The organism is Flavobacterium sp. CR10 (assembly GCF_055814415.1).
This window is the reverse complement of record NZ_CP185985.1, coordinates 3360234-3373605: the sequence shown is the minus strand read 5'-3', so window position 1 is coordinate 3373605 and position 13372 is coordinate 3360234. Positions and strand designations below refer to the sequence as shown.

The following is a 13372-nucleotide window of genomic DNA, read 5'->3' as shown; positions in this document are numbered from 1 at the left end:
TTGCTGTTACACAAATAATTTAAAAAAGACTAAAAATAAGCGCTTAAGATTTAAGCACACCATCTCGAGAAGAAAGACTAGCAAGCAATTCTAAAGGCTCTACATAATGCGGGTTTTTGCTAATTTTTCCGTCCTTGATTACGTAAGGATGTGTAAGCAATATATCTGTAAGTGCCTTTTGGCTGAAACTGTTGATATCGTACATACAAATTAATGAAACTGAATGTTGTGGAGTGAGTAGGTTCAGTTTGGCTTCATACTCTAAAAGTTCATCAGTTCCTGGCAGGTTTTTGAGAGCCCAAACCATATCTCCGCACGCCCTTACACTATCATATCCCGCTCTTGAAGCCGATAATAAAGTCTGTTCGAGCATTTTGTACATTTTATCTGCGGCGAACTCGCCATCTTTGATATAGGAGTTTTCAGAAGCCAGTACTTCCAATTGTCCGGTTGATAATTTTTCGGCAATAGATATTCCGTTCTGAGCCAGACAACGGCAATGTTCACTATGGCGGTTTCCTTCAAGAATATTTATGACTTTTTCATTTGTCTCTAAACCTTCCATAATATAAGGAATAATTACTTCATACTGCTGTTCTCTAGAATCGAAAAAACCGCAAATGTGCATTGGAGCCGTCAATGATTCTCCACATACCGTAAAAGGAGTCTGTTTGTTCATAACTCAAATATAAATAAATATTTTTCATCAACAAATCAGCAGCAACCGATATTCCCCGTCATTTTCTATTGGCGCTCTATGCACACAAGGCAGTACTTCTTGCTTTGGGTGATCTACAGCCAATCGCCAAAGATGCCCTAAACCTAAATTAATTGGTTTGGCATTTGCACGAATCTGATAATGCAAATCAAAATAGTTTTCTTTCAAAAAATCTTCAAACTCTTCTTCTGCTCCATTGTGCAGTTCTTTGAGTTTTGCTCTAATTTCTGGAATTAAGATTTTTTGTTCTGCTTGCGAATTAGCCACAATATCACTTGCAGCTCCGTGATACGTGCATAAAAAAGTGTCTGTTGCAATTGGTGAACGATCTACATGAAACGAATAAACATCTGTAGAAATGAAATCAAATTCGTCATCACGTTCGTAACACTTTAGTAAATTGAGAGATGGCGAAGCTCCAAAATCGGCTAGTAATTGCAAATCATTTAAAATTATTTCTCTCGCTATATTCCCTTTTTCTGAGAGTTGGAGTGTTTTTAAATCTTCTCGAGAAACTTCTGTTATATTTTCTTTTAAAGATAACTTGGAAACAATCTCTTTAAAATCGCCTTCCAAATTTCTGTGCCAGCAAAGCGCATTCATTTCTCCTTTGAAATTGGTATGCACAAGTTCAGAAAAAGTAGATACTACTCCAATCTGGCTATTATCAGAAAAAGTATTGCTCATGAGAATATTTAGAAGTTTTTTACTTCTTAATTATAGAAGATTGATAGTTGCGGTTATTTCTTGGATTGCCAAAATCTGTCTTTTCCTTCTGCAATCCATTCTAGAGATTGTGCAATTCTTTTATTTCTAGTTTCATCTGTCTTTGCATCGGCAACCCAAATAATATAATTTTTACGGAATGACGGCGATTTGCTTTCAAAAATTTCGATTGCTTTACTATCCTTTTTTAATGCATCCATAAATTCTTGAGGCGCCACGACTTCTGCAGTCGATTTTTCTTTTACTGGTTTGGGTTTTGCGGTTCCATTTTCATTTAAAACCATTGCTTCTTTAATATATGCAGTCAATTTATCTTTGCTTGGTAACTCAGAAAAATCCTTAATCTTGTCTAAATAGCCAAATTTTTTACCCGCTTTTACACTTGCTTGAATCTCCTCATCTTTCATTAATTCAGCTTTATATAAGCTAAAAGAACAATGCTGTTTAAAACCGCCCATCATAACTAAATGATCTCCTTTATAAGAATAATGTGGTGTTCCCCATTTAATGTTTTCTTCTACTTCGGGACAAGCGTTAAAAACTATTTCTCGTAAATGGTTTAAAATAGGTTTTGCAAAGTCAGCCATTTTTGCAATGTAAGCCGTAACGTCTTTATTATAATTTTCCATTGATTGAATTATTTAATTTTCGATAAAATTTCAAACTACTTCAATATTACTATATTCTAACACAAAATGATTTTAATTATTTTGTGCTTATGACAAATCTACTTAAATAAGCATATATTTTGATTACTTCATTATATCATATTATGAACATTATTTCTTATCAATTTCCATTTCATTTTAGTATGACAAATATAGACTTCATAAAAACTAAAATCCCATTTCATTACAAATGGGATTTTAAAAACTATTTATTTTTTTACTTTAAAAACTTTATAGAATGCAAAAAGGATACCTAGCCAAATAGGAATTAATTCTACAGACAACTTCATTCCTGTCATCCACATAATGAATAAAATACCCAATAAAAACACAAAACAGATGTAATTGCTTATTGGATAAAATATAGAAGCAAACTTGGTTTTTATGTTTTCATTGTCTTTTGTACGTCTAAATTGCAGATGCGTATACGAAATCATAACCCAGTTAATAACCAAGCATGACACCACTAAAGACATTAAAATACTAAATGCTTCTTCTGGAATTATTTTGTTGATTAAAATACAAATGGCGGCAAAACATGACGAAATTAAAATCGCATTAACTGGCACCGATTGTTTGTTCAGTTTCTTTAAAAATTTAGGAGCACTGCCTTGGTCTGCCAAACCAAACAACATTCGTGAGTTACTGTATACACTGCTGTTATACACTGATAAAGCTGCAGTTAGTACAATTAAATTCAGCACATTGGCAATAAGACGCGTAAAGTATATTTTGTTGCCAAACAATTCAAATTCCATTCCGTTTAGATTCTGAAAAACCATTACAAACGGACTGCTATCTGTCGTAATTTGTCTCCAAGGCGACAAAGCAAACAAAATAACCAATGCACCAACATAGAATATTAAGATTCTATAAATAACCTGATTGGTTGCTTTTGGGATGTTTTTTTCTGGATTTTCTGCCTCAGCAGCTGTAATTCCAATTAGTTCTAAGCCTCCAAAAGAAAACATAATTAACGCCATTGCAGATAATAAACCTTGATAGCTTCCATTTGCAGTTTTTTCGAAAAACCCTTTCGGGAAAAAGCCTCCATCGTTATATAGATTATGAATCGTAGCATGCTCTCCTCCTGTTCCGCTTACTAACAAATAAGTTCCGAAAAGGATCATGGCAATAATGGCAACAACTTTTATGATAGAAAACCAGAATTCAGTTTCTCCGTAAACTTTTACCGAAGCAAAATTCAAAGCATTAATAACCAGAAAGAAAAATAAACTGGACGCCCAAAGCGGAATCTCAGGCCACCAAAACTGCACATAAACACCAATAGCAGTAAGCTCAGCCATACTAACCAGAATATATAAAATCCAATAATTCCAACCAGAAGCAAAACCAGCAAAAGAACCGCAATATTTGTAGGCAAAGTAGCTAAAACTTCCTGAAACTGGTTCTTCAACCACCATTTCGCCAAGCTGTCTCATAATAAAAAAAGCGATAATTCCGGCAATGGCATATCCTAAAATTACAGATGGTCCCGCCAGTACAGCCGCTGGGCCAATTCCGAGGAAAAGTCCCGTTCCTATTGATCCACCAAGGGCAATTAATTGAATGTGGCGATTAGTTAGTCCACGTTTTAGCTGATTGTCTTCTGCGACATCATGATTATTTTTCACAAATTATATTTTAAAGGAGTTAATTGTTTTTGGAAATCTATAAAAAGCGAAGATAAGTTAAAAAAGGAATCGTACAAAGACTGCTTTATGCTAAAACCCTAATTTGGTGTTTCTTTTTTAAAAGTTTTCTAGAAGTCTGTGTTTATGAGCTTAAAATGAAGTTTTCGAATAATTTCTTCAGATAAATTTTTAGAAATCTTTATTTATAAATATTCATTCCTTCATTATAAATAGGGCTTTGTATATTTAAAAAGTTTAAAACACTGTGAAATACATGATTTTGAGACAACATTTCATTTTCTTTAAGCTGTTTAGAATTGTCAGAAACCCAGACTATAAAAGGAATTTGATACTGTTCTTTAGGCGCAAAACTTATTGGAACTCCATGCATATACAGATTTTTTTCTCCTAAAGATTCTCCATGATCCGAAACAAAAATCATAGTGCTTTTATAATCTTTCAACTGCTGTAAATCTTGAATTATTTGAGACAAAATATAATCGGTATAGACGATCGTATTATCATAGGCATTTAAAAGTTCCTGCTGTGAACATTTTCCTAATTCAACACTATTGCAAACAGGTTTAAAAGTCTCAAAATCGAGCGGATATTTTTTGCTGTATGTTGGTCCGTGGCTTGTACTGGTGTGAAGTACAATTAGGATTTTATTTTTTGTACTGGCCAAAATCTGTTCTTTCAATCCTGTTAGAAGCACTTCATCATAATTACATTGCTCACCTTTACAATTCTTCCTCAAAAAATCTCGGTTTTGATACTCTTTAATATGTACAGGAGGTTCACCCCAATTGGTTGTTTTCCAAATAACTTCAACATTATTTCGGTATAGATAGTTGGGCAAAATTTCATAGAGATCATCTGAATTGGTATGTTCTAAAATACACTTTACGCCCGCGGTGGTATAAGTGGCGCAAGAAGTAGCATTAAAATGAAATACATTCTTTGTTTTAGAAAGCAGCGGATTCGTATTTTTAGGGTAACCATACAAAGAAAAGTTTTGGCTTCTCGCCGATTCTCCAATTACTAAAACAACAACAGATTTTACGTTGTCTTTAATTACTGCATTTGGAAGTAAAATTTCTTTTTCATTTTTTTTGTATTGATGAATGTAAAAAAGCGACGTATTTACAGTATATGACCAAGGCATTGCAAGACCGCCCAAACGCTTAGAATTTTTATCGATCCAAAGCCAGTTGGCCGCATTGACAAACACTAAAATAATAATAAACAATAAGCTGACTGAAAACTGAATTAGGAATTTCTTAACCGGCTCTTTTATTATTTTAACTTTAATAATATAAATGCCAGGCAATATTCCAAATAGAATCACATATAATATCAATTTGAAAGAAAAGAAACTGCTAGATTCTTCGTAATTGGTATTTAAAACATTCCCAATCATACTTTCGTCTATTATAACGTTGTATGTATTAATAAAATAAACCGCTATAGAATTAATCAAAAAAAACAGCACCAAGAAAAGCTTTCCAAGAAAACGAGATAGAAAGCAAATCAGGTAGAAAGCAAACGCGTTTGCCACTAGCATTAAAACGATTAGACTGATTACTAAAATTAATCCGTTGAAACTTTTGCAATCAACATTTTCAAAGACGAAAGTGAAAAAAGGCAAATGAAAGAATATAAAATTCAGCACACTCATTATCAGAACAAAATGAGTCAGTTTTAAACTACCTTTTAACATAAGCTTGAATAATTTTATACAAGAAACAGATTAAACGCAAATTGAAAAATAAAGATACTAATTGATGCAATAACTAAACCTAAAATTATTTTCCGACGATATTTCGTTGGCAATCAATTTTATAATTTTTTAATCTTACAGACATAATTATCAATACCTTCGTATAGCCAAAACCAATTTAACTAAACAAAAGATGTTTCTTAACCATTATAAAGCATTTTTGCTTCTCCTTGTTACATTTACAATTGGAGAACAAAATGCTTGGGCTTCTCATAGAAACAAAAAACAAGTCGAAACCGCCGAAAAAACGCTATCTGCCAAAGTATCTAATAGCAGTCAGAATACAAAGTATAATGAATTGCAGGTAAAAAAAGCCGAAAGTCTGCTTCATACATTACCGGAAGATATTAATAAAATCGAAATTTTATTAAAAGTAAGCGACTGGTATGAAGCATCTTATAATAATCCAAAAACACTAGAAAAAGCTTTTCAATATGCAGAGGATGCTCTTAGAATAAGCCAGGCTATTCATTCTAATATATATGCTGGAAAATGCTATTTGCAGCTTTCGATGATACATGAATTGAGAAATAACAATTCTATGATAGAAATTACTGCTAGAAAAGCAATAGCAATGTTAGCCAAAACCAATCAGCTTAATGACTTGGCTGAATCTTGGGTTATGGTATGGTCAGCAAAAATGCGTACTAATGCACCCATAAAAGAGAGACTTGATCCCATTTTCAAAGCGGCATCTTTATTTGAAAAAACGGGCAACAATAAAAGAATTGGCGACTGTTATAGAGAAATTAGCGAATTGTATTTTTCGTCCTCCAATTTTAACAGCTCTCTCCATTATCTCAAAAGAGCCGTATTTTACTATAAAGCTGCACATCTAAAAGAAGAAGCTATTTATCCTATTTCTACAAGGCTCAATATAATTTATGAGGCTGATAAAAGAAATAGGGATATTCTAAAGCTGAAAAACAAAACTCTTTTACAGCAAAGCAAACTGAACAGCGAAGTGTTTTTGCGCAATTCAATGATAACTTTTGTGATTCTCTTACTCATAATTCTTGGTCTTTTGTACAAAAGTTTTATGTTCAAAAAGAGAACAAATAAGATACTGGAAACCCAGCAGAATGAAATCAACAAACAGAACGTCAAACTGCAAAACCTTCTAATAGAAAAAGAATGGCTATTGAAAGAAATTCACCATCGGGTAAAAAATAATCTTCATATGGTTGTGGGACTTTTGGCAAGCCAGTCTGAGTTTTTAAAAAATGAAGAAGCAGTTCAAGCTATTAATGACAGCCAGAACCGAATTCATACGATGTCTTTAATTCATCATAGATTGTATCAATCAGAAAATTTATCGATGATTAATATGCCTGCGTACATATTTGAACTAACTGAGTATTTGAAAGATTCGTTTCAAATTCGAAACCGTATTCGTTTTATCCTTGAAATAAATGGCTTTAGCCTGCCTCTATCGCATTCCATTCCAATTGGATTAATACTCAACGAAGCGGTTACAAACGCTATAAAATATGCATTCCCTAATAATGAAAAGGGAACTATTTCTATTTCACTAAAAAAAGATAATGCAAATAATTATACCTTAATTATCCATGACAATGGCATTGGTATTCCAGACGATTTTGATCCCTATAACAATCCTTCATTAGGCATAAAATTAATGTACGGACTATCTGCTGATATAGAAGGAAAGTTTTTAATAATTAATTCAAATGGTACAAAGATTACTTTGGTATTTACTTTCGAGGAAAATAGTCTCCATAAATTTAATTGAAAAAAAATGGCAAAACCACTCAAAATCCTAATTGTTGAAGATCAGTTTGTAGAAGCAAATCACTTGCGATTAATGCTCAAAAAAGCCGGACATTCTATTATAGGAATCGCACGTTCGGTACCAGATGCCAAATACTATATCTCGCAAGAAAAACCAGAATTAGTTCTGCTGGATATTTTTCTTTCTGGAAAAGAAACAGGAATTGATCTTGCAGAAAAATTAAAAGAGGATAACATTCCTTTTATTTATCTGTCTGCAAATTCAAACGAAGAAGTTCTTAATAAAGCTAAACTAACACATCCGTATGGTTTTTTGGTAAAACCTTTTCGCGAAAGAGATTTATTGATAACCATTGAAATAGCGGAATATCATCAGCAACACGGAATTGAATCTTCTATCAGAAAAGAACTTTTATTTCAGCAGCAATTAAAAAGTATAGCAGGCAAAAAAGGCACTTGGGATGACAGAGTTTTGAATATCATAACCTCTCTGCAAGCCCTAATTTCTTTTGATCTTGTAATGGCCGTTTTTTATGTGGACAATAAATTATCTAATAAAGTTTTAGGCTATGCCAGAACAGGTCTGCATGAATATCAAAAAATAGGCATTGAAGAGCTACAGAATATAACAGCTTTAAAAGAATTCGAAATCAACGAATTAAGAAACAAAAGCAAAGTAGAAACTATCGCAACTTTCTACAATGATTTGGATTTTGTAAAAATATGCGAAAAAACTCCAATCAAAAAAATGATTGCCACTTCCATGAATATGAAATCCAATCTTATGCTGCCAATTCCTTTTAAACTTCTTGAAAATGGAGGTCTTTACTTGTCCTTTTTCAGCAGGCAGCCTAATAATTATAATAAAAATGTTTTAAACTTATGTGAAAGGCTTCAAGATCCTTTAATATATGCCATTGAAAATTTAATAAGCGAGGATAGAAAATTAGACCAAAAAGGTATTTCTAAGAGCCATGAAAACCGAAAAAATGTAAATGTATCAGGCTTTGAGTCAATTGTAGGTAAAAGTCCGATATTGCTCAAATTATTTGACCACATTATACAAGTTGCCCAAGCCGATACAACGGTTTTAATTACAGGCGAAAGCGGTACGGGAAAAGAAAGCATTGCCAATAGTGTCCATCAATTATCAGGCAGAAAAAATGAAGCTTTTGTAAAAATAAACTGTTCTGCTCTGCATCCGAGCCTCATAGAATCTGAATTGTTTGGCCATGAAAAAGGCTCTTTTACTGGAGCCACAGAAAAAAGAATTGGCAAGTTTGAACAAGCCAACAACGGAACTTTATTTCTGGATGAAATTGGAGATATGCCTCTTGAAATGCAGGCAAAACTGCTTCGTGCCATACAGGAAAAAGAAATTGAACGTGTTGGCGGAAATATTCCGGTAAAAGTAAACGTAAGAATTATAGCGGCAACAAATTGCAATCTCGAAAAAGAAGTGGCAGACGGGCGTTTCAGACTTGATTTGTATTATAGATTAAATGTATTTCCAATTCAATTGCCACCGTTGAGAGAACGCAAAGAAGATATTGGACTCCTTGTGCGCCATTTTATAGCATTATATAGCGCTAAAACAGGAAAAAATGTAACTGAAATATCAGAAACTGCCCTAAAAAGTCTTTTATCGTATCAATGGCCTGGAAATATCCGCGAACTCGAAAATCTTATAGAACGAAGCATCCTTTTGGCAAAAACAGATACTATCGAACATATTCCACTTCCTTCTTTTGATGAAACCAAAATAAATATCAAGTCCAATGAATGGTTCTTTAAAACGATTCAGGAAAACGAAAGAGAACACATTATTAACGTTCTCGAAAAATGCAATGGAAGAATCAGAGGTGCTGGAGGAGCATCAGAAATATTAGGCCTTCCTCCTACTACATTAGCCTCAAGAATGCAGAAACTGGGCATAAAAAGAAGCCATTTTTAATTATGAGTTATGAATTACTTATTTGTAATCTAGAAATTGAATTGAAGTTTTTAATAAAATTCGCAAAATCAAAAATCCAAAACTTACAATTCACATTTCATAACTCATAATTCATAACTCATAATTAAAGAAAGACGATATTTAGTTGTCTTTTTTTCGTTTTACGACGAAATATAGTTTGGCATACCCAAATCAAAAACACATAAATACTTAAAAATCAATACATTAAATAAATAGGCTTGATTTTAGTCTATAGTTTGGCATAACATTAAAACAATGTATTATGCTAACGGAAAATCCTACTACAATCCTTTTTATTACTGGCGCGTTTGTCAGCAATAAATGCTGGGAGGACTGGAAAATCTTCTTTGAAAATAAAGGTTTTAAAACACTGGCACCCGCATGGCCTTATAAAGATGCGCCTGCGACTGTTCTTAGAGACCGTCATCCTGATCCACAGATTGCTAGCTTAAGGCTTACTGATCTAATAGAACATTTTGAAAATATCGCTAAAAGTCTTTCTCAGAAACCCATCATTATAGGTCATTCTATAGGTGGATTAACGGCCCAAATACTTCTGCAGCGTAATTTGGCGTCGGCAGCAATAGCCATACATTCTGTTCCTCCTCAAGGAATTATGACTTTCAAATTTTCATTTTTAAAGGCTGGTTGGGGGCCATTAGGTTTTTTCACTTCTGCCAAAAAAACATTTTTAATGAGTTTTCCGCAATGGCAGTACGCTTTTACAAACGGAATGCCCGAAGAATGGCAAGAAAGAGCCTATTGCGAATCGGTTATTCCTGAATCTAAACTCATAGTTCGCGACACCATAACTTCAGCTGCAAAAGTGGATTTTCACGCGCCTCATAAACCGTTACTACTAATTGCAGGATCAGCAGATCATACCATTCCTGAATCGCTTAATTATTCTAATTACAAAAAATACACCGACAAAGATTCAATTACAGATTTTAAAGTCTTTACAGATAGAAATCACTTTGTTTTGAATCAGCCCGGATGGCAGGAAATCGCACTTTATATCCAAAACTGGATAGAAAAACTTCCAGTTCAAAATTCATAATAACCAATTATTCAATAACTAATTAAAATTTTAAAATCATGAAAACGAATTTATTAAACATCACTTTTTTAAACTTCAAAAGCAAATTGACACTGCTTATCTCCTTTGGTCTTTTGTTACTAACCTTAATTTCTTGTAATAAAAAAGCAGAAGAAACTCCTGCTGCAGAAGCAAAACCTGCCGAAACAACTGAAACAGTTCAAGTCGCTCCGGCAAATCCGCCTGCAAATTTCAAACATGCAACCGCGACAGTAAACGGAATTAAAATTCATTATGTTATTGGCGGACAAGGTGATCCGTTAGTTTTAGTTCACGGTTTTGGACAAAACTGGTACATGTGGAATCGTTTACTCCCAGAACTTTCTAAACATTTTACTGTAATTGCTCCCGATTTAAGAGGTGTTGGTGAATCTGATAAACCAGAAAGCGGTTACGACAAAAAAACAATGGCGTCTGATATTCACGAATTAGTGAATCAGCTTGGATACAAAAGCATCAATCTGGCGGGACACGACATCGGACTTATGGTTGCTTATGCGTATGCAGCACAATATGGCGACAGCGTAAAAAAAGTTGCCTTAATGGACGCACTTTTACCAGGAATCGAACCAGTTTGGTCTTCTGTAAAAGCTTCAGCGTGGTGGTTTGGTTTCTTCGGATGGCCTGCTTCTGGAGACATTGTAAAAGGAAAAGAAAAAGAATTCTTGACAAATTTCTGGCCAGTTGTAGGTCACGTAAAAGATCCTTTTACTGCTGAAGAATCTGCAGAATTTATTAGAGCTTATGCTACAGAAGGCGGAACAACGGCCGCTTTTAAATGGTTTGGAGCATTTGATCAGGACGGAAAAGACAATGTTATTTTCGCAAAGAAAAAACTAAAAATGCCATTATTGGCAATGGGTGGAGAATATTTCGCAGCAGCTTTTCTTAAAGATCATTCCAAATTGGTTGCAGAAAACGTGAGCGAATCTAAAATTGCTGGTTCTAGACATTGGCTTGTTCAAGAAAATACGGCTCAGGTACAAAAAGATTTACTTGCCTTCTTTTTGGCTAAATAATAAATGCCATGAAAAAATTATTATTAATTCTATTGCTTTCTGCGGGCTTGTCATCTCAAGCCCAGCAAAAAGCTGATCTGATTATTTACAACGGAAAAATTGCAACCATGCACAAACCAAACGAATTTGTTCAGGCCATTGCAATGAAAGACGGAATCATTTTGGACACAGGAATCGATAAAAACATTCTTGCTTCTTATAAATCTTCAACAACAAAATTAATTGATGCCAAAGGCAAAACGGTAATTCCGGGATTAAATGACAGCCACATGCATGTTATTCGTGAAGGTTTGAATTACAATTCCGAACTCCGCTGGGACGGCGTAAAAACACTAAAACGTGCCATGGAAATGCTGAAAGAGCAAGCCGCAAGGACTCCAGACGGTGTTTGGATAAAAGTTATTGGAGGCTGGAACGAATTTCAATTTGAAGAAAAAAGACAGCCTACAATTGACGAAATCAATGCTGCAGTTCCTGATAAACCAGTTTTTATAACGTATTTGTATGGAAAAGCTTTTCTGAACAAAAAAGGAATTGAAGTTTTAAAATATTCAAAAGACACAAAATATGAAGGAAGTCTTTTAGAACAAGATGCTAATGGAAATTTGACGGGTTTAATGTATGCCAAAGAAACGCCCAAAGCCATTTATATGACGATGGGATTGACAACAAAGTTGACTCCCGAAGAACGCAGCAACAGCTCGATACAGTTTAATCACGAATTGAACCGTTTCGGACTTACAAGTGTAATTGATGCTGCTGGCGGAAGCCAAAATTTTCCTGCTGATTATGTTACATCTCTTGACTTAGCGAAGCAAAATAAACTTAGCCTTCGAATTTCTTATTATTTATTTGCCCAGCAAAAAGGCAAAGAACTAGAGGATTATGAAAAATGGGTTGCGACAACTCAAGTCAATAAAAATGATAATCTGATTGTAGCAAATGGTTATGTCGAAGAAGGCGCTGGAGAAAATATCGTTGCTTCGGCTGCTGATTTTGAAAATTTCCTAGAACCGAGAATTGTTTTATCTGATGAAATGGAAACTGATTTGGAGCCTATCATTCGATTATTAGTCAAAAATAGATGGCCTTTTCGTTTGCATGCCACTTATGGCGAATCGATTGACAGAATGCTGAATGTTTTTGAAAAAGTAAACAAAGAAATTCCGTTTAACGGATTACGCTGGTTTTTTGATCATGCCGAAACCATTACGCCGTCAGAATTGCAACGTGTCAAAAAACTTGGCGGTGGCATTGCAGTACAGTTTAGAATGTATTATCAAGGAGAATTGTATAACAAATTGTATGGAGCGCCAAAAACACAATTGCCTCCAATTAAAAAAATGCTCGAATTAGGCATTCCTGTCGGAATGGGAACAGATGCAACTCGAATTTCAACTTTCAATCCTTGGATGGCTTTACATTGGCTTTTGACTGGAAAAACGATTGGCGGAATGCAGTTCTGGCCAAAAGATCAAGTTTTGGACAAATTCACCGCTTTGCAATTGTATACTTCTGGAAGCGCTTGGTTTTCTGGCGAAGAAAAAGACAAAGGAAAACTCGTAAAAGGAATGTATGCTGATATTGCAATTTTGTCTGATGATTATTTTTCAGCAAAAGCAGATGATGTTCGAAAAATCGAATCGGTTTTGACTATTGTAAATGGCAAAATTGTTTACGCTTCCGCGGAATATAAAGCTCTGAATCCCGAAATTCCTGCGGTAATTCCAAATTGGTCTCCTGTGAAATACTTTGGAGGTTATCAGAAACAATAACAAGCAGATTTTACGGATTCGCTTTCGCGAAGACGCGGATTTAAACGGTTTTTTTAGGCTCTAATTTGAGATGATTGCAAAAAAGCGATTTCTCTCCCTTTAGCCCTGATCGAAGCGGCATCCTTTGCTTTTTTTCTTTAAAAAAGCAAAGATATAGCGGAGAGCAGGAAACATGTTCATAAAAATGCCTTTTGTTTCTGCTTTTAAAAAAATTATTCTTCAATAA

Annotated in this window: 10 protein-coding genes; 5 read left to right on the top strand and 5 right to left on the bottom strand. The window is 34.3% G+C overall.

Going from position 1 to position 13372, the window contains the following annotated elements; translation table 11 throughout:
- Window positions 1–43: 43 nt before the first annotated feature.
- The 5 genes from ACNRYB_RS14815 to eptA form a co-directional block, all read right to left on the bottom strand.
- Complete coding sequence (locus tag ACNRYB_RS14815) at window positions 44–679, bottom strand: MEDS domain-containing protein (protein WP_473727735.1); 636 nt, start codon at window positions 677–679, stop codon at window positions 44–46.
- Between the two features lie 27 nt (window positions 680–706).
- Window positions 707–1405 (bottom strand): DUF1826 domain-containing protein, encoded by a 699-nt coding sequence (locus tag ACNRYB_RS14810; protein ID WP_473727734.1) that lies wholly within the window; start codon window positions 1403–1405, stop codon window positions 707–709.
- A gap of 53 nt (window positions 1406–1458) precedes the next feature.
- Entirely contained in the window at window positions 1459–2073 is a 615-nt protein-coding gene (locus ACNRYB_RS14805) for a YdeI/OmpD-associated family protein (protein ID WP_343706235.1), read from the bottom strand.
- A 248-nt stretch (window positions 2074–2321) separates the two neighbouring features.
- Window positions 2322–3746 carry an amino acid permease gene (locus ACNRYB_RS14800; RefSeq protein WP_129747539.1) on the bottom strand — a complete coding sequence of 475 codons (1425 nt, stop codon included), beginning with the start codon at window positions 3744–3746 and terminating at the stop codon, window positions 2322–2324.
- Between the two features lie 199 nt (window positions 3747–3945).
- On the bottom strand, window positions 3946–5484 hold the full coding sequence (gene eptA, locus ACNRYB_RS14795; RefSeq protein WP_473730247.1) for a phosphoethanolamine--lipid A transferase EptA: 1539 nt from the start codon (window positions 5482–5484) through the stop codon (window positions 3946–3948).
- A gap of 175 nt (window positions 5485–5659) precedes the next feature.
- Here eptA and ACNRYB_RS14790 point away from each other — a divergent pair, with 175 nt between their 5' ends.
- The 5 genes from ACNRYB_RS14790 (at window position 5660) to ACNRYB_RS14770 (ending at window position 13146) form a co-directional block, all read left to right on the top strand.
- Window positions 5660–7279 (top strand): sensor histidine kinase, encoded by a 1620-nt coding sequence (locus ACNRYB_RS14790; RefSeq protein ID WP_473727733.1) that lies wholly within the window; start codon window positions 5660–5662, stop codon window positions 7277–7279.
- Window positions 7280–7285: 6 nt separating this feature from the next.
- Window positions 7286–9232 carry a sigma 54-interacting transcriptional regulator gene (locus ACNRYB_RS14785; RefSeq protein ID WP_473727732.1) on the top strand — a complete coding sequence of 649 codons (1947 nt, stop codon included), beginning with the start codon at window positions 7286–7288 and terminating at the stop codon, window positions 9230–9232.
- A 283-nt stretch (window positions 9233–9515) separates the two neighbouring features.
- Window positions 9516–10313, top strand: a complete 798-nt coding sequence (locus tag ACNRYB_RS14780) for an alpha/beta hydrolase (protein WP_473727731.1) — start codon at window positions 9516–9518, stop codon at window positions 10311–10313.
- Window positions 10314–10351: 38 nt separating this feature from the next.
- Window positions 10352–11371 carry an alpha/beta fold hydrolase gene (locus ACNRYB_RS14775; protein ID WP_473727730.1) on the top strand — a complete coding sequence of 340 codons (1020 nt, stop codon included), beginning with the start codon at window positions 10352–10354 and terminating at the stop codon, window positions 11369–11371.
- Between the two features lie 8 nt (window positions 11372–11379).
- On the top strand, window positions 11380–13146 hold the full coding sequence (locus ACNRYB_RS14770) for an amidohydrolase (RefSeq protein ID WP_473727729.1): 1767 nt from the start codon (window positions 11380–11382) through the stop codon (window positions 13144–13146).
- Window positions 13147–13372: the final 226 nt, after the last annotated feature.